At 70.1% G+C, this 22,685-nt stretch carries 22 protein-coding genes; 12 read left to right on the top strand and 10 right to left on the bottom strand.

Annotation, left to right across the window (positions count from 1 at the left end):
* Positions 1–35 precede the first annotated feature (35 nt).
* Entirely contained in the window at positions 36–335 is a 300-nt protein-coding gene (locus FSYMDG_RS25585; protein ID WP_013871836.1) for a hypothetical protein, read from the top strand.
* Positions 336–460: 125 nt separating this feature from the next.
* On the opposite strand, the gene FSYMDG_RS01340 is transcribed toward FSYMDG_RS25585, so the two are convergent.
* The 5 genes from FSYMDG_RS01340 to FSYMDG_RS01320 form a co-directional block, all read right to left on the bottom strand.
* Complete coding sequence (locus tag FSYMDG_RS01340) at positions 461–733, bottom strand: DUF2530 domain-containing protein (protein ID WP_013871835.1); 273 nt, start codon at positions 731–733, stop codon at positions 461–463.
* Positions 730–2,268 carry an acyl-CoA dehydrogenase family protein gene (locus FSYMDG_RS29900; protein WP_013871834.1) on the bottom strand — a complete coding sequence of 513 codons (1,539 nt, stop codon included), beginning with the start codon at positions 2,266–2,268 and terminating at the stop codon, positions 730–732. The genes FSYMDG_RS01340 and FSYMDG_RS29900 overlap by 4 nt, the downstream gene beginning before the upstream one ends.
* A gap of 91 nt (positions 2,269–2,359) precedes the next feature.
* Positions 2,360–3,028 carry a flavin reductase family protein gene (locus FSYMDG_RS01330; RefSeq protein ID WP_013871833.1) on the bottom strand — a complete coding sequence of 223 codons (669 nt, stop codon included), beginning with the start codon at positions 3,026–3,028 and terminating at the stop codon, positions 2,360–2,362.
* Entirely contained in the window at positions 3,025–3,636 is a 612-nt protein-coding gene (locus FSYMDG_RS01325) for an NADPH-dependent FMN reductase (RefSeq protein WP_013871832.1), read from the bottom strand. The genes FSYMDG_RS01330 and FSYMDG_RS01325 overlap by 4 nt, the downstream gene beginning before the upstream one ends.
* A gap of 182 nt (positions 3,637–3,818) precedes the next feature.
* Entirely contained in the window at positions 3,819–4,826 is a 1,008-nt protein-coding gene (locus tag FSYMDG_RS01320) for an ABC transporter substrate-binding protein (RefSeq protein WP_013871831.1), read from the bottom strand.
* 995 nt (positions 4,827–5,821) lie between these two features.
* On the opposite strand from FSYMDG_RS01320, the gene FSYMDG_RS01315 reads away from it, so the two are divergent.
* From FSYMDG_RS01315 to FSYMDG_RS01290, 6 genes are all read left to right on the top strand, one after another.
* Positions 5,822–6,745, top strand: a complete 924-nt coding sequence (locus tag FSYMDG_RS01315; protein ID WP_013871830.1) for an ABC transporter permease subunit — start codon at positions 5,822–5,824, stop codon at positions 6,743–6,745.
* Positions 6,718–7,731 (top strand): ABC transporter ATP-binding protein, encoded by a 1,014-nt coding sequence (locus FSYMDG_RS01310; protein WP_013871829.1) that lies wholly within the window; start codon positions 6,718–6,720, stop codon positions 7,729–7,731. The genes FSYMDG_RS01315 and FSYMDG_RS01310 overlap by 28 nt, the downstream gene beginning before the upstream one ends.
* On the top strand, positions 7,728–8,243 hold the full coding sequence (locus tag FSYMDG_RS01305) for a cupin domain-containing protein (RefSeq protein ID WP_013871828.1): 516 nt from the start codon (positions 7,728–7,730) through the stop codon (positions 8,241–8,243). The genes FSYMDG_RS01310 and FSYMDG_RS01305 overlap by 4 nt, the downstream gene beginning before the upstream one ends.
* A gap of 108 nt (positions 8,244–8,351) precedes the next feature.
* A complete protein-coding gene (locus FSYMDG_RS01300) occupies positions 8,352–9,524 on the top strand; it encodes an LLM class flavin-dependent oxidoreductase (protein ID WP_013871827.1) in 1,173 nt (390 codons plus the stop codon).
* A 517-nt stretch (positions 9,525–10,041) separates the two neighbouring features.
* On the top strand, positions 10,042–10,602 hold the full coding sequence (locus FSYMDG_RS22455) for a winged helix-turn-helix domain-containing protein (protein ID WP_013871825.1): 561 nt from the start codon (positions 10,042–10,044) through the stop codon (positions 10,600–10,602).
* A 423-nt stretch (positions 10,603–11,025) separates the two neighbouring features.
* Positions 11,026–11,481, top strand: a complete 456-nt coding sequence (locus FSYMDG_RS01290) for a MarR family transcriptional regulator (RefSeq protein WP_013871824.1) — start codon at positions 11,026–11,028, stop codon at positions 11,479–11,481.
* Between the two features lie 168 nt (positions 11,482–11,649).
* On the opposite strand, the gene FSYMDG_RS01285 is transcribed toward FSYMDG_RS01290, so the two are convergent.
* Positions 11,650–12,663, bottom strand: a complete 1,014-nt coding sequence (locus tag FSYMDG_RS01285; protein WP_043602731.1) for a Gfo/Idh/MocA family oxidoreductase — start codon at positions 12,661–12,663, stop codon at positions 11,650–11,652.
* 173 nt (positions 12,664–12,836) lie between these two features.
* On the opposite strand from FSYMDG_RS01285, the gene thpR reads away from it, so the two are divergent.
* Positions 12,837–13,460 (top strand): RNA 2',3'-cyclic phosphodiesterase, encoded by a 624-nt coding sequence (thpR, locus tag FSYMDG_RS01280; protein ID WP_043602730.1) that lies wholly within the window; start codon positions 12,837–12,839, stop codon positions 13,458–13,460.
* Positions 13,461–13,513: 53 nt separating this feature from the next.
* Here thpR and FSYMDG_RS01275 read toward each other — a convergent pair whose 3' ends face one another.
* The gene (locus tag FSYMDG_RS01275) at positions 13,514–14,518 is read right to left on the bottom strand and encodes an aldo/keto reductase (RefSeq protein ID WP_013871821.1); all 1,005 of its coding nucleotides are present in this window, start codon (positions 14,516–14,518) and stop codon (positions 13,514–13,516) included.
* Between the two features lie 414 nt (positions 14,519–14,932).
* Between FSYMDG_RS01275 and FSYMDG_RS01270 the strand changes: the two genes are divergently transcribed.
* Positions 14,933–16,300: a citrate synthase gene (locus tag FSYMDG_RS01270; protein ID WP_013871820.1), complete on the top strand. Its 1,368-nt coding sequence runs from the start codon at positions 14,933–14,935 to the stop codon at positions 16,298–16,300.
* A gap of 191 nt (positions 16,301–16,491) precedes the next feature.
* Here FSYMDG_RS01270 and serC read toward each other — a convergent pair whose 3' ends face one another.
* Positions 16,492–17,610 carry a phosphoserine transaminase gene (gene serC / locus FSYMDG_RS01265; protein WP_013871819.1) on the bottom strand — a complete coding sequence of 373 codons (1,119 nt, stop codon included), beginning with the start codon at positions 17,608–17,610 and terminating at the stop codon, positions 16,492–16,494.
* On the bottom strand, positions 17,603–18,697 hold the full coding sequence (locus FSYMDG_RS01260; protein WP_043604402.1) for a citrate synthase 2: 1,095 nt from the start codon (positions 18,695–18,697) through the stop codon (positions 17,603–17,605). Before FSYMDG_RS01260 ends, serC begins: the two co-directional genes overlap by 8 nt.
* Positions 18,698–18,951: 254 nt before the next feature.
* Between FSYMDG_RS01260 and pdxH the strand changes: the two genes are divergently transcribed.
* The 3 genes from pdxH to FSYMDG_RS01245 all read left to right on the top strand — a co-directional run bounded on the left by pdxH (position 18,952) and on the right by FSYMDG_RS01245 (position 21,778).
* Complete coding sequence (gene pdxH, locus FSYMDG_RS01255; protein ID WP_013871817.1) at positions 18,952–19,848, top strand: pyridoxamine 5'-phosphate oxidase; 897 nt, start codon at positions 18,952–18,954, stop codon at positions 19,846–19,848.
* Between the two features lie 419 nt (positions 19,849–20,267).
* Complete coding sequence (locus FSYMDG_RS01250) at positions 20,268–20,828, top strand: hypothetical protein (RefSeq protein WP_131773795.1); 561 nt, start codon at positions 20,268–20,270, stop codon at positions 20,826–20,828.
* Positions 20,825–21,778 carry a L,D-transpeptidase gene (locus tag FSYMDG_RS01245; protein WP_013871815.1) on the top strand — a complete coding sequence of 318 codons (954 nt, stop codon included), beginning with the start codon at positions 20,825–20,827 and terminating at the stop codon, positions 21,776–21,778. Before FSYMDG_RS01250 ends, FSYMDG_RS01245 begins: the two co-directional genes overlap by 4 nt.
* Before the next feature lie 123 nt (positions 21,779–21,901).
* Here FSYMDG_RS01245 and FSYMDG_RS01240 read toward each other — a convergent pair whose 3' ends face one another.
* Positions 21,902–22,594, bottom strand: a complete 693-nt coding sequence (locus FSYMDG_RS01240; protein WP_013871814.1) for a UdgX family uracil-DNA binding protein — start codon at positions 22,592–22,594, stop codon at positions 21,902–21,904.
* Between the last annotated feature and the right edge of the window lie 91 nt (positions 22,595–22,685).

The following is a 22,685-nucleotide window of genomic DNA, read 5'->3' as shown; positions in this document are numbered from 1 at the left end:
GCAGGAGCCGCCGTTAAAGGTTAGGCGGTGAACGGATGGCCCACTACGAGGCCCGGCACTGGGAGCCCTCCTATGGCGCGCCCGCCCGCCGCGACCGCCGAGGTGGAACATATCGGTCATATGTTCCGGATCCCCTGGTTAACCGCCCGCTGATGGTCGATGCGGAACTCGACGCCCAATGCGCCCAAGCCGAGGCCGTCGTACGGGGCCTGGCTCACAGCCCGGACGCCCGCGGGCTGGAAGGTCTTGCCCGCTTCCTGCTCCGTTCCGAGGCACTGGCCTCGTCCCGGATCGAAGGGCTACAGGTGGACGGATCGCCATGGCCGCTCCCGTGAGTCCCAGGGGAAGCGGCGTCAGGCGCGTTCCAGTTCAGCCGTTGCGCGGCTACTCCAACAACTTCCCGAAGTGACGGCGACAGACGGCCGGCCGCCGTGGCTGGGAGCGGCTGTGGACGGGGCGGCTATGACGCGGGGTGGTCGTCGGTGCGGGCGGTGGGGACCTGGTGGCGGAGGCGGTTGCGGCGGCGGGTCGTGGACCAGATACCGACCAGGCCGAGCAGCGTGCCGACGGCCGCGGTGGCGATCCACCACAGGTGACCGTCAGCGCGTAGATCATCCCAGAACGGCAGCATCACGATCAGCGCGACGAGCCACAGGACCGTGCCCACCCGCACCGACAGCACACCGTCGTACGGGAGCGGTTCCAACTGTCGCCGCTCACCCGTCGCGCTCACCCGTACGACGCTACCCGGGCCGGGTCGCCCCGGCACGATACCCCGGTACGACGCCCCCGCACGCGGTCCGCCGCGCAGGGACCCCGGCCAGGCGCGGCAACACAGGTCATGATCCAAACGATTTTGCTGCTATATACGGTTTTCGGCCGAAAAAGCGTACACAACGACAAACTCGCGGTGATCTTGCAAGCGGACGGCGCACGTCGGGAGGGCGTCGAGGGGCCCGGCAAACGGCAACGGGGCGTCAGGAGGACAGGAGGGCGCGGCCGGCGGCGGCGTGGACGGCGTCGTCCTGGGGGGTGTGCACCCGTCCGCAGAGGACGTTCCGGTAGTGGCGCTCCAGGGGATTCGTGCGGGTCAGGCCGGGATTGCCGATCAGGGCGACCGCCTTGCCCACCGCGTCGATCGCGGCGTTCGTGACCGCCGACTTCACGACGCTGCCACGGGATGTGGGGAGGGCTTTCCCGGCGTCGACCTCGCGCGTGGTCGCCTCGACCAGCAGTCGGGCCGACGTCGATCTCCCCGACCGCGGCCTGGAAGCGCGGCAGGCTCGCCAGCGGCCTGCCGAGGTTGGACGGTACCCGCTCGTGCAGAAAACCGATCAGCCAGTCCCGGGCCGCCTCGGCGACCCCCAGATAGATCGAGGCGATGGTCAGACCGCCCCACGCCGCGAGGCCGGACGCGACGGTGGAATCGACCGCCCCCGGGTCCCGCAGCTTCGACGCGGGCGTCAGGCCGATCCCCGCCGCGGCGTCCAGGCGCACCCGGTTGAAGATCACGTCGTGGCTTTCGGTTGCGCACATACCGAAGTGGTCCCAGGTACGGACGATCTCGATGCCCGGGGCGTCCGCCGGCACCAGGAAGGTGCCGATCCGCGGCTCGCGCGGTCTTGGCCGCGCCGAGGCCGGCTCCGGCCGCCCGTGGGAGGCGGCGTCCAGCACCGGATCGCCGGCGGCCCCGTCGACGGGATCACCAGCGAGCTCGGCGGCCGGGTCACTGGCGGGGTCGGTGGCTCCCCACACCAACATCCAGCGCAGCACCGGCGCGCCCGTCGAATAGATCTTGTGGCCGCTGAGCTCCCAGCCGTCCCCGGTCCAACGCGCTGTCGTCGCCGGTATGCCGCCGCGGGCGGGGGTGCCGAGATCGGGCTCCACCCGCAGCCCGTTGGCCAGCGCGCCCTCTTCGACGGCGGAACGCGCAATGAGCCCGTACACCTGCGCGGGCCATGGCTCAAAGCGTCCGCAGCTCGCGTGGATGATGTAGGTCATGGCGAGGACCAGTGCGGTCGACGGGTCGCCGCGGGCGATCGTCCCGAGCACCTCGACCACCTCGGACAGGTCTGCCTCCGCTCCGCCGTAGGCGGCCGGCACCGTCAGTCCGATCAGCCCGGCCCGGTGCAGCCGGTCGAGGTTCGCCACCGGAAAGGTCCCCGACCGGTCGTGCTCGGCCGCGGTCGCGGCGAACTCGACGGCCAGTTCGGCCAGCAGTTCCCGACGGGACTGGCGCGATGGCGCGATCGACGGTGTGACGCTCACTGGTGCGCCCCCTGTGCCATTGCAGATCAGGGAATGTTCATCCGGGCCGAAGAACACACGAAACCGCAGCGGGACGGTGGGACACCGGCGTTCACCGGGCGTCGTTTTCCAGGAAGGTCCCGTAGCGGCCGTCGTGGTAGATCAGCGGGGTCGCGTCGTCTCCGGTGTGTGCCTGCAGGACCCGGGCAACCAGCAGCCGGTGGTCGCCGGTGGCGACCCGGTGCTCAAGCCGGGCCCGCACCCAGGCTGGCGCCTCGGCGAGCAGCGGCTCACCGGTCGGCAGCCGTGTCCAGCGGGTCGGCGCGGCGAACCGGTCGATCCCCTTGATGGCGAAACGGTGCGCGAGATCGCGCTGGCTGTCGGAGAGCAGGTGTACGACCACCGTGTCCGCGACGAGCAACGACGGCCAGCTCGACGACGTCGACGCCACGGACAGCGAGATCAGCGGCGGTTCGAGCGACAGCGAGGCCACCGACGTCGCGGTGAAGCCGACCGGGCCGGAGGCTCCTTCCAGGGTCACCACCGTCACCCCCGCGGCGTGCCGGCGGAAGACCCGGCGGTAGGCGTCCGGGTCGACCCCACGCTCGGCGGCGTTCTTAGCATCGGCGGGAGCGGCGCCGACAAGCCGGACCACCGGACCACCGGACCACCGGACCACCGGACCACCGGCGATACCATGATCGTTCAGCGATTCGGTGAGCCGGGCCTGCGCCGCGTGGCAGGCGGCGGCGGACGCGGGCCGGGCCTGGCCGCCGCTCACCGCGCGCCCCCCGACCCGGTGGCCGCCCCCACGGCAACCGGCGCCGCCGCGGCCAGCGCCGTGACGGCCGCCCGGACCAGCCCGCCGTTCGCCGCGGACCAGGCCGCGGTCTCGTCGTCGAGTTCCGGCAGCCTGGCTTCGATGATCGAAAACGCCGGGACGGGGACGGTCGCGCCGAGCTCGGCCAGCAGCGGACGCAGATGCAGCTCGGCAACGGGCAGATGCGCCGGTGCGCCCGACACGATCACCGGTATGGCGACCACCCCGGCCAGCGCACCCGACGGGAGCGGGTCGAGGAAGGCCTTGAGCAGACCGGTGTAGGTGGCCTTGTACACCGGCGTCGCCACGACGAGCACACCTGCGCCGCGGACGGATTCCACCGCGCTCGCGACGGCACCGGTGCTGTCGGTGAACAGCTCCGGTGCCAGCAGGGCGAGGTCGACGTCACCGGATTCCGCGGCCGGTTCCGGGGCCGCCGTCCCGAACGCGGGATCGGTGGTCAGACCGTCGCGGATCCGGTCGGCGAGCGCGCGGGCGACCGTGAGCGTCCGCGAACCCGGGCGGGGGTTTCCGCTCAGGACGATGATGCGCGGGAAGGGCTGCGGCATGACCAGCCTCCGACTGGGCTCTCAGTGATCCTGAAACCTGGGCCGCCGGCGGCGCGGGAAGAGAGTGATCGCGCCGTCTTCGGCCGATGGGCATATGGATGATCGACGGGCTCGAAGCCTCTGTCCATTCTGTTCCACGGCCACGGTCAACTGTTTGGTCAACTGCTCGGTCAACTGTTTGGTCAATTACTCAGCGATCGGACCAGGAACGAGGCCACATCGAGTTTCTTGTCGAGGACGCCGGCCTCGGTGTAGATGTCCGCGGTGCGTTGCAGGTCCTTTACGACGGTGTCGTCGATCGGGACCGCGAGCATGTTCCGGCGGCCGACCACCGTGGCCGCGACCGGCTCGGGCAGCTTCGTCAGGGAGGCGAACAATGTGGTGAACGCCTCCTTGTTGGTGTTCGTCCATGCGTATGCCCGGCCCTGACGGACCAGGAAGTCGGCGATGGCCGCGCGTTTCGCCGGATCCTCGAGCGCCTGCTGCGAGGCTACGGTGAATCCGAGCCCGGCGCTGATCCCGCTGCCGTCCCGAAGGATCCGGGCGCCCTTTGCCTCCGACAGCGCGATGTACGGGTCCCAGGTGGCCCATGCCGCGATCTGGTTGGAGTCGAAGGCGGCGCCGGCCGCCTGCGGCGTCAGGAATGAGATCTCCACGTCGTTCGGGGCGAGCCCGGCCTCCCGGAGCGCGCCGAGCAGCAGGTAGTGCCCGACGCTGCCCTTCGTGGTCGGCGAGACGGTCTTGCCCTTCAGCTCCGCCACGCTGTGGATGGGCGAGTCCTTGCTGACCAGGAGCGCGACCCCCCGCGGGGAGACTCGGGACGCGCCGACGACCTTCAGCGGCGCGCCGGAGCCGAGCGAGGACAGGACGGGCGCGTCCCCGGCGCCGCCGATGTCGGCGGCGTTCGCCCGCAGCGCCTGCAACAGGGGCGCCGCGGCGGAGAAGTCCGACCATTCGATCTTGTACGGCGCGCCCTTGAGCGCACCGGAGGCCTCGAGCACCGCCTTGTTCTGACCGACCTGGTCCGCGACCCGCAGGGTCACACCGGACAGGTCCGGCGCGGCGCCCGCCGGCGTCGCCGCCTGCGGCGCGTCGGATCCCCCGCCGCAGGCGACAGCCAACAGCAGGGCCACGAGCGCGACGACGCCGGCGAGCAGGCGGGATTTCGGACGGGTTGACAGACGTGACATCAGGCAACTCCGGTGCGCGGATCTCTGTCGTCCGCGAAGGTGAAGGAAAACGTGACGGTGGCGGGAAACAGGCCGGACGACCCCGGACAGCCCTGGCCGACGGAAACCGGCTGGACGGCGGGAACATCAGGGCCGCAGCCGGAAATCCTGGTTACGGAAAGCTACAATTCGACGGAAGACGGCCGTGCGCCGACCGGATCCGGGATGGCGGCAGCGACGAGGCCGTCATCGACAGCGGCTACTCCAGGCCCGACCGTAATCCACGCAACGACGTCGCGTCAGGACGGTCTCGGCAGGCACAAAACAGCACTCTGCGTATTTTTTGCTTGTTCAGTCAAGAAGTAGAAAAGTGACATGGATCACACAAGTTAGTCCGTTGACGCAGGTGGGAGCGTCATGCTTCCGTTGATTTCATGCTCAAGCCGGCGCTTCTGGTGACTCGGGGTCACATCGACCTTCTTCGGGTGAAGTCCGCCGCATGTCCGGCGTCCCGGCCAGGGACGTGACCTCATCTGAGGTGTGACGATCCGAAGGTGTGACGCGACGAGCGCCCGGCAGGCCCGCGCCAGGAATTTCTGATCGTCTTCGGTCGTCCACAACGGCTTGTTTTCGAATATCCGACAAACTGGCCATGTCTCCCGACGGAGCGGTCTCCCGACCGGAGCGGTCTCCCGACGGATCGCGACAGTTCCCAACAGACAGCCGGCGGATCCACCGCGATACAAGCCGTTCTTCCGGCTGGCCACCACCCGCGTCCAGCGTCCACCCGGCGGCACAGGTGAACGGTAGGGCGGCCCGTCGATCCGAGCAGCTACAGCACCAGAGCGTCCCCTGACCCCTCGCCGGCCACCACCGCCGGCAGCCAGGCACAGCACATCGACAGCGTCACCACTGACATCACCGCCGGCCTTGTGTTCCCGCCGGCTCTGTGTTCCAGCGGCCGTGCTGGCGCCGGAAACACATCCGGAGCGGAGAAATCCACAAGCGGAGAATTTGTGACGACACAGACACTCCCCGCGGGGAGGGACACGGCGCGCGCGGCCGGCCAGGACGGGGGCGCCGACGCGTCGGACAACACGCCCGCGGTGCCGGACGTCCCGCCCGGGCGCGGTGCCCCCGCGCTGACGACGGTCACCGCGTCAGCCGCCAGGCGGCGTGGCGTCCCGCGCTGGGTCCGGCGGCCGGTGGGCCCGCTGCTCCTGCTGCTGCTGTGGCAGATCGCGAGCTGGCGCGGCAGCACGTCCACCGAACTGCTCGCCTCACCATGGACGGTCGTCACCACCTTCACCGACCTCGTCGGCAGCGGCGAGCTGCCGACGGCGATCGCGGTGTCGCTGCGCCGCGCCGGCGCCGGCGTCCTGCTCGGCGGGTCTGTCGGCATCCTTCTGGCGCTGCTCGCGGGGCTGTCCCGGCTCGGCGAGGATCTCATCGACGCGTCGGTGCAGATGATCCGGACCGTGCCGTTCGTGGGCCTCATTCCCCTGTTCATCATCTGGTTCGGCATCGGCGAGACCCCGAAGATCGCCCTGGTCGCCTTCGGGGTCGCTTTCCCGCTCTACATCAACACCTACGCCGGCATCCGCAACGTCGACTCGAACCTCGTCGAGGCCGCCCGAACGGTCGGGCTGACCCGGCTGGGGCTGATCCGGCACGTCATCCTGCCCGGCGCGCTGCCGAACGTCCTGGTGGGGCTGCGCTTCTCCCTGGCCATCTCGTGGCTCGCGCTCATCTTCGCCGAGCAGATCAACGCCAACCAGGGCCTGGGGCAGCTGATGAACGACGCCCAGGAGTTCCAGCGGACCGACATCATCGTCGTCTGTCTGGTCGTCTACGCCTTTCTCGGGCTCACCGTCGACGCCATCGTCCGACTCCTCGAAAGGGGGCTGCTGTCGTGGCGACCGGCATTCAGCGGAACGTGACCACCCGGCCCGGCCCGGAAACGCCCGGGCAGTCCCCGACGCATCCAGCGGTGGACCGTCCAGCGGTCGACCGTCCAGCGGTCGACACCGCGGGCGGGCAGCCGGAGCGCGCCGACCCACCGACAGCCCCGGAAGCGGACCAGGCGCCCGCGCACCCACCGGCGGCCGGCCCGCTCCCGACCCCGGACAGCGCCCCGCTCGCCGCGACGGTCCGCGGCCTGCGGCGCGCGTTCGGCAGCAACGTCGTCATCGACGACCTCGACCTGGACGTACCGGCCGGCCAGTTCGTCGCGCTGCTCGGCGCCAGCGGCTGCGGGAAGAGCACGCTGCTGCGCATCCTCGCCGACCTCGACACCGAGATCAGCGGGCAGGTGCGGGTGGCGTCCCGGCGGGCCGTGGCCTTCCAGACACCGCGCCTGCTGCCGTGGAAACGGGTTTGGCGCAACGTCGTCCTCGGCCTTCCCGGCCGGCCCGACAGGGCCAGGGCGATCGCGGCACTGACCGAGGTGGGCCTCGCCCACCGGGCCGACGCCTGGCCGAAGACGCTCTCCGGCGGTGAGGCGCAGCGGGCCTCCCTCGCCCGCGCCCTTGTCCGCGACCCCGACCTGGTGCTGCTCGACGAGCCGTTCGGCGCCCTCGACGCACTCACCCGGATCCGGGTGCAGGGGCTGGTCGAGCAGCTGTGGCAACGTCACAGCCCGGCGATCCTGCTGGTCACCCACGACGTCGAGGAAGCCCTGCTACTCGCCGACCGGGTTCTGGTCATGAAGGACGGGGTGATCGCCCACAGCGCGACCATCGCCCTTGCCAGGCCCCGCGACGTCGGCGATCCGCGTTTCGTCGCGCTGCGTGCCGAACTGCTCGGCTGGCTTGGAGTCGGGCATGCCCGCTCCGAGGCGGCCAACGGTCGTCCGGCGCGGGACGGCGAGCCCGACCCGGCAGTCGATGTCCGAGAACCTCCACCCAGACAGAAAATCCTCTCATGACCTCTTCTCAGATACCCGCGTACTCGGACGTCGATCCGTTCCACCGCCGCCTGCACCAGATCACCCAGGACGAGCTGGACCCGGACACCGCGCAGACCTCGGGGATGCGCCGGTTCTCCGCCATCAGCGGCAAGACCGTCGGGTCGTCCAAACTGTGGATGGGGCAGGTGCACGTCGCCCCGGCCACCGCGTCCGGCAACCATCATCACGGCCGCTCCGAGACCGCCATCTACGTGGTCAGCGGCCATCCGGAGTTCGTCTTCCTCGACCAGGCGGTCGAGGGGACGGACGAGCCCGGCCCCGGCCGTGAGGTCCGGGTGCGGACCTCACCGGGTGACTTCATCTTCGTGCCGCCGTGGGTCCCGCACCGCGAGGAGAACCCCGACCCGAGCCTCGAGGCCATCGTCGTGATCGCCCGAAGCACCCAGGAGGGGATCGTGGTCAACCTCGAGGACCTGCAGTGGGCCGGGCCGGTCCTGACCAACGGATCGGATGTCGAGGGCTGTTCCTGACCGACCGTCCTGACCGACCCTGCTGACCGCTCGTTCTGACCGCTCGCTGGTCCCGTGCGGTCGCGATCCATCCCAACCTCGCACGTCATGTTCACGAGGAGCAGCGCCATGCCCGTGGAGTTCATCGGACTGATCGCAACCAACGAAGGGTCGGAAACGCATCGGAGCTCCGGAGCGGTCATCGACCCGAACTACGTCCGCCGGTTCGCCCGCGTTCACGAGGACGCCGACTTCGACCGGGTACTGATCGGCTACAGCTCCGCCTCACCCGACAACATCCAGGTCGCGGCCTATGCCGCGGCCCACACCGAGCGCCTGGGATATCTGGTCGCGCACCGGCCGGGCGTGGTCTTCCCGACGGTGGCGGCCCGCTATTTCGCCACCCTCGACCATTTCTCCGGCGGGCGGATCGCCGTCCACATCATCACCGGTGGCAGCGACGCCGAGCAGCGGCGGGACGGCGACTACCTGACCAAGGACGAACGTTACGACCGCACCGACGAATACCTCGACATCGTCCGCAGTGCATGGACGTCCACCGAGCCATTCAGCCACGAGGGGCGCTACTACAAGCTGGCGGACCATCTGGCCACCGTGCGCCCGGTCCAGCAGCCGCACATCCCGCTGTACTTCGGTGGGTCGTCACAGGCGGCCTACCGGGTCGGCGGCAGGCACGCGGACGTGTTCGCCCTGTGGGGCGAGCCGCTGGCGCAGACCGCCGAGCAGATCGCCGCGGTGAACCAGGCCGCCGAGCGGGCCGGCCGGCCCAGGCCGGGGATCAGCGTGTCGTTCCGGCCGGTCCTCGGCCCGACCGAGGACCTTGCCTGGGAGCGGGCGCACCGGATCCTCGCGGACACCCGCGCGAACCTGGCCGCGCCCGGCAGCATCTTCAGCCAGTTCCGCCACGCGTTCAGCCCTGAGCAGGCCCCGGCGAACGTCGGGTCACAGCGCCTGCTGGCCGCGGCCGCCACCGGCGAGCTGCACGACCGGGCGCTGTGGACGCCGCTGGCCGCCGCCACCGGTGCCGCGGGCAACTCGACGGCTCTGGTCGGCACCCCGGAGACGGTCGCGCAGGCGTTGCTCGACTACATCGACATCGGCGTGACCACAGTGCTGATCCGTGGTTACGACCCCTACGACGACACCGTCGACTACGGCCGTCAGCTCATCCCGCTGGTCCGTGAGGAGGTCGCCCGTCGGGACCGGGGGGAGGCCGCGAACCGCACCGCGATCGCGCCGGTACCCGCGGCACTGGCGGCCAACGGCGCGAGCGTGAACTGAACGTGAAGCAAACGTGAACCGAGTGTAAAGTCAACAGGCGGGTGGGTGTGCTACCAGTCAACCGGTCCACGCCCCTGTCCGGCGATCCCGGGGGGATCGCCGGATACCGTGTGCGCCAGGGCAAACACAACCGGCACCCGACAACGGGAAAACCCGGCACCAGGACGACGAAACACAACCTCCACGAAGCTTTCCAGCTCTGTTATCCTTCGGATGTGAATTATCACGTGGAGCCGAGACCACGCATCGCTGGTCCGCTGCACGCCGGGCTCCTTCTCGAGGCTTTCTGGCCTCCCCGTCGCGAACACGACTTCGATCAGTACTGTCCGGGCTCCCTCGCGCGCTAGAGACAAGATCAGCGCTCACCAGCCCGTTCCGCAAAATTCTTTTGGCCGTAGCGGCCGTCCGTCAGAATTTATGTGACCACTGATCGAAAACGACACAACATGTTTTCTCGCACCTGAGTACCAGTCCGGTGGAGCCGGGAGGTGTCGAGGAATCCGAAGGAGCCATTCACATGACCGCGCCACGCCCAGGTTCGTCCCACCTTGAGCAGCCCCGTCTCACGGTGACGCAGAGGGGCCGCCTGGACACCCTGACAACCGCCCGCGCAACGGTCGCCACCCCCCTCCGGCAGCAGCCGGAGCGCGATGTGGTCGTACTCGGTCGCGCCGCCTCCTGGCAGCAGCCGACCGTCCAGCCCTCGGCCGGTTCACCGATCACCGCACCGGCCGGCGCGCCGACGACCACGCCGCAGCGCCCCGAGCGCGGCGTGTGGATCGACCGTCCCACCTGGAGCGCGTTCGTCGACGGAAAGCTGCTCGACCTGACCTATCTCGAGTTCGAGTTGCTCGACTTCCTGGTGCGCCATCCGGCGCTGGTGCACTCCCGCACCGCGCTGCTGCGCTCGGTCTGGGGCTACAACCTCGACGACGACCCCCGGGCGGCCGGCCGGACCGTGGACGTACACATCACCCGGCTGCGGCGCAAGCTGGGGCCCGAGCACCGGGACCGCATCGAGACCATCCGCCGGGTCGGTTACCGCTACCGTCCCGTCTCCACGGGCCGCCAGGCGTAGGCCGGGCCCGACGGGGCTCCGGTCGCACCGACAGCGCCCGAACGACCGTCACCCAGTGGACTCAGCCTGACCGACGTCCCGGCCGCGCGGCCATCTCGAGCGTCAAGGTCACCTCGAACGTCGAGGCCGTCCCAGATGCCGGGGCGGGCCGTCGTCCGCGCGACGGGACATGTCGGTGAGTCCAGTTGCCTACCGTGCCCGCTACCGTGACGCTCGGGTATCCGAAGAATCACCGTGCGGTATGGTTCTTGAAGACTGCCATGACCACGCCAAGGAGATCATCATGCCGGGGGGCGTGACACGAGGTCAGCCGGAGCCCGGTTTCCCGATCAAGGCCGCTCCCGCGCCCGACGCCGGGCGCATCCGTCGCGACGCCAGCCAGCGGTGGGCACATACCGCTGGAAACACGTAGTTTTTCTGGTAATGAGCGCAGCGGAGAAGTACTTTGACCCGATGGACGGCGTGGCCGAAGCCCAGCTGGCATCGGTTCTCCGCCTGTCCGTGATGCGGCTGTCGCGGCGTATGCGCCAGGAGCGGTCGAACACCCTGACACCCACGCAGATCGCCACCCTCGCCACCCTGAAACGGCACGGTTCGATGACCCTCGGTGAGCTCGCCGCGCACGAGCGGGTGCAGCCGCCGTCGATGACGCGGGTGGTCGCCCACCTCGCCGAAGCGGGCCTGGTCGCCCGCGGCGCGCATCCCTCCGACGGCCGGCAGGTCATCGCGCGGATCACCGAAGCGGGCATCGACCTGCTGGAGGCCGACCGCCGGCGCCGCGACGAGTGGCTCGCCGAACGGCTGGCGTCACTGAGCCCGGACGAGATGGCCGCACTCGAGCGGGCCGCGCCCATCCTGGACACGCTGGCCGGCTCATGACGGGGCCGCCGTCGGCCCGTGACACGGCCCGCCACCACCAGTGCCGGTGCGCGCGGGCGGGCGGGGCATCCGCGTCCAGGTCGTCGACCGGGCGCCGTCTCTCCATGCCGCGCGTCATGCACCCATACCGTCCATGTAACCCATGTAATCCATGTCACCCATGCCGTCCTACAGCTCCACCCAGCCGCTGTCCTCCGCGGACGCGTCCGCGGCCGCCAGCACCCGCGCGATGGTGAGCAGGTCGTAGAAGGTCGCGCCACGGACCAGCGCGGGGTCGCCCAGCTCGGTGACCCGGACGACGTCGTAGGTCGCCTCGATCAGACCGGGACGTACGCCCGGGACCGCGCGCATCAGCAGATCGCGCGTGCCGTCCGCGTCCTGGCGCAGGACGCGGCGGCCCTGCACGACCATCCGCCCGCCGGTCCCGCAGATCGTGATCGTGGCGGTCTCCAGCCGGCCGTCGGGCCGCTCGTTGATCAGTGCTGTGGCGCCGCTGGCCGACAGCAGCGCGAAGGTGACGGGCGCGTCGGCGGTGAGCCTGGCCGCGGGCATGGCGTCCGGGCTGGCGCAGACGGCGAGCACCTCCCCGCACCAGCGGACGACCAGGTCGACGATCTCGGCTCGGCCGGACTGCCCCGCCGGGGCCCCGAGCACGGTCACCTGGGTGATCCGGCCGAGCGCGGCCATCGACGCCTGTACGTGCCAGGCCGCCGGCCAGGCCCGGCCGTCCATGGCGACGACATGCGCGAGGTCGGACTCCTCCGCCAGGTCGGCGACGACCCGCAGCGACTCCGGGTCGGCGGTTGTCGGACGAGCCAGCAGCACGTGCAGGCCGGCCTCGACGGAGCGGCGCGCGATCACGTCGGAGCCGGGCGGCCCCATCTCGATGCACACGGCCTCGATCTCGTCGGAGAGCATCGCGACCAGATCCGCGTAGGCGCGTGGTGCCTCGGCCTCCGCCGCCCAGGCCAGCGACTCCAGCGGCTCGGGCGCGAGCAGGCCGACCACGTCCACCCCCGCGTCCCGTAGCACCGGTGCGGTAGTGCGGTCGCTGCCATCCGTCGCCAGAGCCATCGCGCCGGGCAGGTCGGGCAGCAGTCGTCGGGTGTCACGTCGGCGCTCCCGCCATTCGCGCGCACCTGTCGGATCACGTTGGGCCACCAACTCGGGAACCGTTGTCACATACCGATAGTGCCCTCCAGCGCGGGGGCCTGGAGCGTTATTCATAACTACTCGGCATCAAACTCCCGACGCCAACAGGAGGAGATCTTTTTGTCCGACTTATTACCATCATTCCCATCAATGGTGAAGCCGGTGTCGGTAACCGGCGGCCGTATCATGCAGAATCCGCGGTCATGGCTCGGATGTTCGTGGCGTTGCTTCCACCGGAGGATGTCCTGCGGCCACTCGCCGATGCCGTCGAGCGGCTGCGAGCCGACCGGTCGGGGCCGGCGGTGGGGCTGCGGTGGGCTTCACCGAAGAGCTGGCACATCACGCTCGCCTTCCTCGGCGAGGTACCCGCGGGCGTCCGGCCCGCGCTGGCCCGGGCACTGGCCCGGGTGGCCGCCGAGTACCCGCCGGCACCGGTGACCATTTCTGGTGGCGGACGCTTCGGGAGCCGGGTGCTGTTCGCGGCGGTCGACGAGCGGCCGCTGGCGCCACTGGCCCGTGCGGTCGCCCAGGCGGCCAGGCAGGCCGGAGCGGACGGTCTGGACCCCCGCGAGCGGCGGGGGCACCTCACGCTCGCGACCCACCGGCCGTCCCCCCACCGGCCGTCCCCCCACCGGCAGGGCCGGCGCACCGACGCACCGGCACCGGCACCGGCACCGGCCGATCAACCGAACCTGGCGGTGTTGGTCGACAGCCTCGCCGGGGTCAGCGCCCGGCCGTGGACGGCGACCGGGTTCGCCCTCATGAGCAGCGGATCACCGCCCGGCCCCCCGTACGCGACGACGGCCACCTGGCCGCTGGCGGGCTGAGTCGCCGGCGGGCTGGGCCCGCTGGCACGCCAGGGCCCGCCACAGCGGCACGATCACCTGTCGGCCACGGCGACGGCGGGCCCGGGAGCGATCCTGTCCAGCGTGTCCAGTTCCCGCTCGCCAAGAACGATCTCCAGCGCCCGCAGCGCCGCGGTGAGCTCGTCGACACCGTGCGGGCGGATGGTCGCCGCGGTCAGCTCCGGCTGGGCGAGCAGCCAGGCGAGCGCCACGCTCGCGGGCCGCTCACCGAACGATTCGCACAGGGCCACGAACGCCTCGAACCGAGGCCGGTACCGCTCCAACCGCCGTTTCACCTGCCGCTGTTCCGGCACGCCCGCCGGCGCGTACGCTGAAACACCGTCGAGCAGCGCGTCCAGCAGCGGGCTGCGCCCGATCACGCCCACGCCGTAGGACTGGCAGACCGGCAGCACCTCCGTCTCGGCCGCACGCTCCAGCACGCTGTAGTCGCACAGGTTGCTGACAAGGCCGAGGGAACGCCGCCGCATCGCGGCCTCGTTGCCCGCCGCGATCTCCCAGCCGGCCAGGCCGGACGAACCGACATAGACGATCTTTCCCTGGGCGGCCAGCATGTCCGTGGCCTGCCAGATCTCCTCCCACGGGGTGTCCCGGGCCGGCGAGGATAGCTGAAGAAGGTCGATGTGGTCGGTGCGCAGCCGGCGCAACGACTCCTCGCAACGCCGCCGGATCTCGGGCCCGGACAGCTTCCCGTCACCCGCGGGCCGGCCCGGGCCCGGGCTGGCCGGTCCGTGCAGCCCGGTCGCCAGCACGATCTGGTCACGGCGCCCACGGTTCCTCGACAGCCAGTCGCCGACAGCGTACTCGGCGGCGCCCGCGTCGGTGTGCCCGGTGGTGCGGGTGGGCCGCCCATGGGCGTTCGCGGTGTCGAGGAAGGTGTCGAAAAAGGTGATACCGGCGTCCAGCGCCCGGTCCATGACTGCGCCGGAGAGGTCCGTGCCCACCGATGGTCCGACATTCATCACGCCCAGGCACAGCCGGGACACCCGCACTCCGGTACGGCCAAGATGCGCGTGGATCACAGAACAATCTCCCGTCATCGGCGACCGGCCCACCCGGAGCGCCCATGACCCACTATGCCGACGCGAACGCCGTCCGCCGTAAGCGGTACCCGGAAGACACCGGCGGACCCTTCCACGGAACCGTCCGCGAAGCCCCGCGGCGATGCCCGGAAGCGCCATCCACGGACGGCTCCGAATCATGGCCAACCATGCCGGAAGGAATGAGATGGAGCGCTTGCCGCCGAACCGCACGTAACGGGTGGCGTAGGACACGTCGGGCGGAAGACACCGATCACGGGCGTGTGCAGGCCACAACCGCGAGACTTGGGGACAACCGTTGCCTACCGCCGAACCGGCCCGAGCGGTCCACACCCCGACGCCGCGGCCCCGGCGTGAGCCACACCGACGTGATCGCTACAGCGAGAGGAGCCCGGCGTGACCGAGCAGGTCAGCACTTTGACCGTCACCGACAACCGCACCGGCCGGACCTATGAGATCCCGATCGAGAACGGCGCGATCCGCGCCAACACCCTGCGTTCGATAAAGCTCGACGAGAGCGACTTCGGCCTGCTGACCTATGACCCGGCTTTCACGAACACGGCGAGCTGCCGTAGCGCGATCACCTTCATTGACGGCGACGCCGGCATCCTGCGCTACCGCGGCTTTCCGATCACGGAGCTGGCCGACAAGAGCAGCTTCCTGGAGGTCGCCTACCTGCTGCTCGCCGGGGAGCTGCCCACGGCCTCGGAACTGGCGGTGTGGGAGAGCGAGATCACGCACCACACGCTCGTCCACGAATCGATCAAGAAGTTCATCGACGGCTTCTACCACGACGCGCACCCGATGGGCATCCTGCTGTCGAGCGTCGGCGCGCTGTCGACCTTCTACCCGGACGCCAAGGAGATAAGCGATCCCGGGCTGCGCCGGCTACAGATCGTCCGGCTCATCGCGAAGATCACGACGTTGGCGGCCTTCTCCTACCGGCACTCGATCGGACTGCCGTACGTCTACCCGGACAACGACCTGTCCTATGCCGGCAACTTCCTGAACATGATGTGGAAGGCCACTGAGCTCAAGTACGAGCCGGACCCGATTCTCGAGCACGCTCTCGACGTCCTGTTCATTCTGCACGCCGACCATGAGCAGAACTGTTCGACGAACGCGATGCGGGCCGTCGGGAGCTCCCAGGCCGACCCCTTCTCGGCAGCCGCCGCGGCTATTTCCGCACTGTACGGCCCGCTGCACGGCGGTGCCAACGAACAGGTGCTGCGGATGCTCACCGAAATCGGGTCGGTGGAGAACATCCCGGCCTTCATCGAGCAGGTCAAGAGTGGCAAGAAGAAGCTGATGGGATTCGGGCACCGGGTGTACAAGAACTACGACCCGCGGGCCCGGGTGATCCGGCAGATAGCCGACGAGGTGTTCAAGGTCACCGGGACGAACCCGCTGCTCGACCTGGCCCTGGAACTGGAGCGGGTCGCGCTCGAGGACGAGTACTTCATCAAGCGGAAGCTCTACCCGAACGTCGACTTCTACACCGGCATCATCTACCAGGCGATGGGTTTCCCGGTGGAGATGTTCCCGGTGCTGTTCGCGGTCGGGCGGATGCCAGGCTGGCTCGCCCAGTGGGAGGAGGGCCTGCTCGACCCGGAGCAGAAGATCGCCCGGCCGCGCCAGCTCTACGTCGGCCACGAGGAGCGTCCGTACACGCCGATCGAGGACCGCTCGCCTGACTTCGTCGGTGCCTCCGACTCGATCGCGGCGCTGGCGGCCCAGGCCGCCCCGGCCCGCCCGCGTCGGTAGAAACCGCTATACCCACGGTCCCGTGGAAAGCGCGATGAGTACTGGTCCTGGAGTGTTCCGCGGAACACTCCAGGACCAGTACCGGCACGGCGTCGGGAACGAACGGTCCGGATGCAACGGAGAAAAGCGGCCCACCGGAAAAATCCGGTGAAAAAGCTGATGGAAAAGCAGGTTGCGCGAGCTACGGCGGACTACAGACGTTCGACCACGTGGTCGATGGCGCCGGTGAGCGCCTGGATGTCGGACGGCTCGACCGCCGGGAAGCAGGCCACCCGCAACTGGTTGCGGCCGAGCTTGCGGTACGGTTCCACGTCCACGATGCCGTTGGCCCGCAGGGTGCGGGCGACCGCGGCCGCGTCCACGCCCTCGAAGTCGATCGTGACGACAACCTGGGAGCGCTGCGCCGGGTCGGCGACGAACGGCGTCGCGTAGCTCGTCTTCTCCGCCCAGGTGTAGAGAATCGACGACGACTCGGCCGTGCGGCGCACGCACCAGTCCAGGCCGCCGCCCGCGAGCATCCACTCGACCTGGTCGGCGAAGAGGAACAGCGTGGCGACCGCGGGAGTGTTGTACGTCTGGTCCTTGGCGCTGTTGCCCCGGGCGGTAGTGAGGTCCAGGAAGGGCGGGATCCAGCGGTCGGAGGCGGCGATCTCGGCCAGCCGCTCCAGCGCGGCCGGGGACAGCAGCGCCACCCACAGTCCGCCGTCGGAGGCGAAGTTCTTCTGGGGCGCGAAGTAGTAGGCGTCGGCCTGCGAGATGTCGACCGGCAGGCCGCCGGCGCCCGAGGTCGCGTCGACCAGGTGCAGCGCTCCCGCGTCCGCCCCGATCGGGCGGCGCACCGGCTTGGCCACGCCCATGGACGTCTCGTTGTGCGGCGTCGCGTACACGTCGACACCCGGCTCGGGCGCCCACTCGGGGTGACTGCCCGGTGCCGAGGAGACGACCGACGGCTCGGCCAGGAACGGCGCGCCCTTCGTCGTGTCGGCGAACTTGCCGCCGAACTCCCCGAACACCAGGTGCTGGGAGCGTTCGCGGACGAGGTTGAAGGCGGCGGCGTCCCAGAAGGCGGTGGCCCCGCCGAGGCCGAGCACCACCTCGTAGCCGTCGGGCAGCGAGAACAGCTCGGCCAGCCCGGCGCGGACCCGCCCGACCAAGGCGCGCACGGGCTTCTGCCGGTGCGACGTCCCGAGCAGCGACGTGCCGGTGGCGGCGAGCCGGGCCACCGCCTCGGGGCGGACCTTGGACGGCCCGCAGCCGAAGCGTCCGTCGACCGGACGCAGATGTTCGGGGATGACGATCTGGTCAGGCATGAACATCTCCGAGCGGCCGGGGAGCCGGGCCGACGTAGCGGGCGGACGGGCGGATGAGGCGCCCGGTGCGCTTCTGCTCCAGGATGTGGGCGCTCCACCCAGCGGTACGCGCGCAGGTGAACATGGACGTGAACATGTGCGCCGGCACCCCAGCGTAGTCGAGCACGACCGCGGACCAGAACTCGACGTTCGTCCGCAGCGGGCGGTCGGGATACCGGTTGGTGAGCTCCTCGATGGCGGCGGCCTCCAGCGCCTCGGCCGCCTCGTAGCGGTTCGAGCCGAGATCGCGCGCGGTGCGGCGCAGCACCCGGGCGCGCGGATCCTCCGCGCGGTACACGCGGTGCCCGAAGCCCATCAGCCGCTCCTTGCGGTCCAGCGCCCGGCGGACGTATCCGGCCGGGTCTCCGGTGGCCTCCACCTCGTCGAGCATCGCCAGCACCCGGGACGGGGCGCCGCCGTGCAGCGGGCCGGAGAGCGCGCCCACCGCGGAGGACAGCGAGGCCGCCGCGTCCGCGCCGGTGGAGGCCACCACCCGGGCTGTGAACGTGGATGCATTCATACCGTGCTCGGCTGCGGACACCCAGTAGGCGTCCACCGCCTGGACGTGCTTGGGATCCGGCTCACCCCGCCAACGGATCATGAAACGTTCGGTGATCGTGCGGGCCCGGTCGACATCCTTCTGCGGGACGGCGGGCTGGCCGAGGCCGCGGGCCGCCTGCGCGACGAAGGACAGCGCCACCACCGAGGCCCGGGCAAGATCGTCACGCGCCTGGGCGTCGGAGATGTCGATGAGCTGGCCGAACCCCCAGTGGGGAGCCAGCATCGCCAGCGCGCTCTGCACGTCCACCCGGATGTCGCCGGAGTGCACCGGCAGCGGGAACGGCTCCGCCGGTGGCAGGCCGGGCTCGAACGAGGAGTCGACGAGCAGCCCCCACACGTGGCCGTAGTCGACCTTACCAACAAGATCCTCGATGTCGACGCCGCGATACCGTAGCGCGCTGCCTTCCCTGTCCGGTTCGGCGATCTCGGTCTCGAAGGCGATCACGCCCTCGAGACCGGGCTTGAAATCACTCGTCTTCTCAGACATCGAAGTCCGGGGCTCCGCTTCCTGTCTCCGCCGGCCGGTCGCGTGGACGACGACGCGGGGTCTGGGCACGCCGAACGCCAGCCGATAGCTGATCTGAGCTGGTTGCATCATCGGGCAGAATTACCTGTCTGCATCCTGCCCTCTCGGCGGAAGCGGTGCCATAGCCCGGCAGGACACCGCCGGCGGCCCACGGCGAGCGCGATCGGAACTTACCCGGCAGACCGGGCCTCGCCGGCCGTGACGGCCTCACCGACGTGGCGCAGGTCACTTTCGACCCAGAAGATCACCTGTACCCGACGTCACCGGGGCGGACCTCCGGGCAGGCCTGCCCGGAGAAAGGTGACACGATCGACGGTGTGTCCACCCGCCCGAACCACGCCCGGCCGCCGGTGCCCGATCCCGCCGCCCAACGGCGCTGTTACAGCGCGGGCAGGCTGCACGAGTCCGACCTTGCCCCCACCTGGGTGGCCCAGTTCGCGCGCTGGTACGAGCAGGCGTCCGCGGTGGCCGCGGAACCGGGGTCGGCACTGCCCGAGCCGAACGCGATGGTGTTCGCGACCGCGGACGCCCGCGGCCGGCCCAGCGCCCGGACCGTTCTGCTCAAGGGATTCGACGAGCGTGGCTTCACGCTCTTCACCAACCTCGGCTCCCGCAAGGCCCGGGAGGCCACCGCGAATCCATACGGTTCGCTGGTGTTTCCCTGGCACGCCCTGCAACGACAGATCGTCGCCGTCGGCGGGCTCGAGGAGGTGTCACGCGCCGAGACCGCGGCGTACTTCCGGTCCCGGCCGCGCGGCTCACAGCTCGGGGCGTGGGCGAGTCGGCAGTCCGAGGTGATCGGTTCCCGGGACTGGCTGGACCGGCGTTGGGCCGAGCTGGACGCTCGCTGGCCGGCGCCGGAACCGGTCCCGGTGCCGGCGTTCTGGGGCGGGATAAGGCTCGTCCCGGAAACGGTCGAGTTCTGGCAGGGAGGCTCCGACCGGCTACACGACCGGCTGCGCTATCGTCGAATCGATGCCGACGACACTCCTGCCGACACTTCCGCGGACGAGGTCCGGGCTGGTGAACCGCGGTCCGGTGAACGCGGTACCGGCGGACACGGCCAGTCACACGCGGATGGCCGCTGGATCGTCGAGCGCCTGTCACCATGAGACGCGGCACGTTGGGAAATTCTTATGCGCCAGCGCCTTTGCGGCAGGCCGCGACAAGGTCGCTTCGCAAATATGACACAATCGTCAATCAAGCCGGCCGGTCGAATCGAATAATCTACGGAAACACAATTCCGTCACATGCGGTTACGCTTTTGATCACAACTGGCACATCCGCGTGCGAGTTGCGCAAGCCCATTGGTAGCATCCCTCGCAACATGCTGCTGTGACAGCGGCCACAGGCCCGCTTCCGGCATGTCAAAAGCCTTGAGGGGGCAAACACAATGCGTTTAGGCAGGACGCGGCTAACTCTAGCCGGCGTAATCGGATCAATGCTGATCGGGTTGACCGCCCCGGCCGCATGGGCAGACGACACAACGTCGGCTCCTGACCCGGGCACCGCGGCGAAGACGGTCCAGCAGGTGCCGGCGCAGTCGGGTCTCCCACTCAGCCTCCCGGCCAACCTTCCCGCCAACCTCCCGGCCAACCTTCCCGCCAACCTCCCGGCGGACATCACGCAGCTCTCCCCGGACGTGCTGCACAACCTGCTCAGTCTCGTTCCCGGCCTGCCGGTGGACATCCAGGGCCTGCTCGACCTGAGCAAAGTGGGCAACCTGCTGGCCCAGCCGCTGGCGCTTCTGCACTCCTGCGGCCCCGACGGGGGCAAGTGGCAGCTGAAGAACACCTCCGACAAGCCCTTCGGGTTCGGCTGGTATGACACCAAGGGCAAGGGCGGCACCGGCGAGATCCCGCCGGGCGGACTGATCACTCTCGTCACCCACGTGCTCGACGCCGTCCTGGCCATTCCGTTCGACCTGCTGTCAGGCAGCCTGCTCAAGGCGATCCCGGCCATCGGTGTTGCCAACTGCCCCGGCGCGGACAACGGCGGAGGTGGCGCGGATCAGCAGCAGGACGTCGACACCGTACCGGTCTCCACACCGGCGAACGCCGTGGTCACGGACCGGGTCTACTACACAGGATGATGGTCCTGGGTTCGAGTGTGTGCCGTCGCCCCGCCTCCGGGGTGGCGGCACACGCCGTTTCGTCCACCGGTATGCCCGCTGGTTCCGCGCCCACCGGAGGCACGCCCACATCCACATCCACATCCGTGTCGGCGGCGGCAGCGGCAGGAAACACACCGCCTCCACGGCGGCTGTCCCCGCGGCGCGCGGGAATCCCGTCGCTCGTTCTCGCCGGGCTGATTACCTTCACCGGTTGCGGCGGAGGATCGGCGGACTCGCCGACGGGCACCCAGCCGACGGCGCCGACGAGCACGGCCGTCCCGCAGGCGGCGCACAGCGAACTGGCCGCCGCGGCATCGGTCAACCAGGACGGGACGTCCACCATCGTCACCGCCGTCGTCCCGAAGGTGGACATCTACAAGTCGCCGATCGCCGCGAGCGTGGTCTCCCAGCTGAGCAACCCGAACGAAGCGGGCGCCCCGCGGGTCTTCCTGGTGGTGGCGAAGCTCCCCGGCTGGTGGCAGGTGCTGCTGCCGGTCCAGCCCGCCGGCACCACCGGCTGGGTGAAGGACGCCCAGGTGAAGGCCAGCCAGACCAGCTACCGGGTAGAGGTCGCCCGCAAGGAGCACCGGTTGCGGGTCTATGACAAGCAGCAGGTCGTTGTCGACGAGCCGACCGCCGTCGGGACGGGTGACACTCCGACCCCGGGCGGCAAGTTCTACCTGACCGAACTGCTCCAGCCCCGCAACCCGGCCGGCGCGTACGGGCCGTACGCGTTCGGGCTGAGCGGCTTCTCGACCACCCTCGACTCCTTCGAGGGACGAGCGCCGGTAATCGGTATTCACGGGACGAACCAGCCGAACCTGCTCGGCCAGGATGTCAGCCATGGCTGCATCCGGGTGAGCAACGAGACCATCACCCGGCTCGCGCGCCTGCTCCCGCTGGGCACGCCAGTGGAGATCGTCGCCTGATCCAGGACGCCGGGCGCCCGTCGGTACCACCCACGGGCGCCCGGTGTCGTTTCCGGCGGGCGTCGGCCGCCTCCCGCGGCCGGTCCCGGACTCGCGCCGGCAGACCGGCCGGCGGTCCGGCGGTCAGCCCGTCATGCCGGCCAGGGTGCGTTCAGCGAGTTCCAGATCATGGACGAAGCCGGCGTAGACCTCGTCCCGGGTGGTCGGCTCGACCCGCAGCACCGCGCTCGGGTGCAACGTGGCGATCAGCTGGGCGTCCGATCCGGGCGGCCCGGGCAGCAACCGGCCGCGCATCTTCGTCACCCGGAACGACGGCCCGAGCAGCGCCTGCCCCGCGGTCGCGCCGAGCAGGACGACCAGCCGCGGCCTGATCCGGTTCAGTTCGGCCGCGAGCCATGGCCGGCAGGCCGTGACCTGCCGGGCGTCCGGTGTCTGGTGGATACGCCGCGGCCCGCCGTTGCGGCGGTACCTGAAATGCTTGACCGCGTTTGTGACATACGCCTCGGCCCGGTCGATCCCGGCGTCCGCGAGCGCCCGGTCGAGCAGCTTGCCGGCGGGCCCGACGAACGGCCGGCCACGCCGGTCCTCGACATCACCGGGCTGTTCGCCGACGAGGACCAGGCGCGCACGCGGATTCCCCTCCCCGAAGACGGTCCGGGTATCGGGCAGGTCCGCCAGCTCACAGCCCCGGCAGGACGCGGCGGCCGCGGCCAGCCCGGCAAGGTCGGCATCCGGCGGGACGAAGGGCAGGGCACCGCCCCCGCCACGGACACCGGTGCCGGCACCGGTGCCGGCGGGAAAAGAGTCGTTCGTCACGGTCGCATCCTCACATCCCCCACGGTGGGGCTGATGTCGCCACCCACCCGGTAGCGGGCATGGCCCCGGACAGCCGTAGCGGTAATATTAC

It is taken from the genome of Candidatus Protofrankia datiscae (genome assembly GCF_000177615.2).
GTDB classification, from domain to species: domain Bacteria; phylum Actinomycetota; class Actinomycetes; order Frankiales; family Frankiaceae; genus Protofrankia; species Protofrankia coriariae.
This window is presented reverse-complemented; position numbering and strand designations above follow the sequence as displayed.

What these genes read in the sequence shown, in the direction of transcription:
- FSYMDG_RS25585 (WP_013871836.1), top strand. Translation starts at nt 36, where the DNA reads ATGGCCCACTACGAGGCCCGGCACTGGGAGCCCTCCTATGGCGCGCCC.
- FSYMDG_RS01325 (WP_013871832.1), bottom strand. Translation starts at nt 3,636, where the DNA reads ATGCCGCAGCCCTTCCCGCGCATCATCGTCCTGAGCGGAAACCCCCGC.
- FSYMDG_RS01320 (WP_013871831.1), bottom strand. Translation starts at nt 4,826, where the DNA reads ATGTCACGTCTGTCAACCCGTCCGAAATCCCGCCTGCTCGCCGGCGTC.
- FSYMDG_RS01305 (WP_013871828.1), top strand. Translation starts at nt 7,728, where the DNA reads ATGACCTCTTCTCAGATACCCGCGTACTCGGACGTCGATCCGTTCCAC.
- FSYMDG_RS01300 (WP_013871827.1), top strand. Translation starts at nt 8,352, where the DNA reads ATGCCCGTGGAGTTCATCGGACTGATCGCAACCAACGAAGGGTCGGAA.
- FSYMDG_RS22455 (WP_013871825.1), top strand. Translation starts at nt 10,042, where the DNA reads ATGACCGCGCCACGCCCAGGTTCGTCCCACCTTGAGCAGCCCCGTCTC.
- FSYMDG_RS01290 (WP_013871824.1), top strand. Translation starts at nt 11,026, where the DNA reads ATGAGCGCAGCGGAGAAGTACTTTGACCCGATGGACGGCGTGGCCGAA.
- thpR (WP_043602730.1), top strand. Translation starts at nt 12,837, where the DNA reads ATGGCTCGGATGTTCGTGGCGTTGCTTCCACCGGAGGATGTCCTGCGG.
- serC (WP_013871819.1), bottom strand. Translation starts at nt 17,610, where the DNA reads ATGCCTGACCAGATCGTCATCCCCGAACATCTGCGTCCGGTCGACGGA.
- FSYMDG_RS01260 (WP_043604402.1), bottom strand. Translation starts at nt 18,697, where the DNA reads ATGTCTGAGAAGACGAGTGATTTCAAGCCCGGTCTCGAGGGCGTGATC.
- FSYMDG_RS01245 (WP_013871815.1), top strand. Translation starts at nt 20,825, where the DNA reads ATGATGGTCCTGGGTTCGAGTGTGTGCCGTCGCCCCGCCTCCGGGGTG.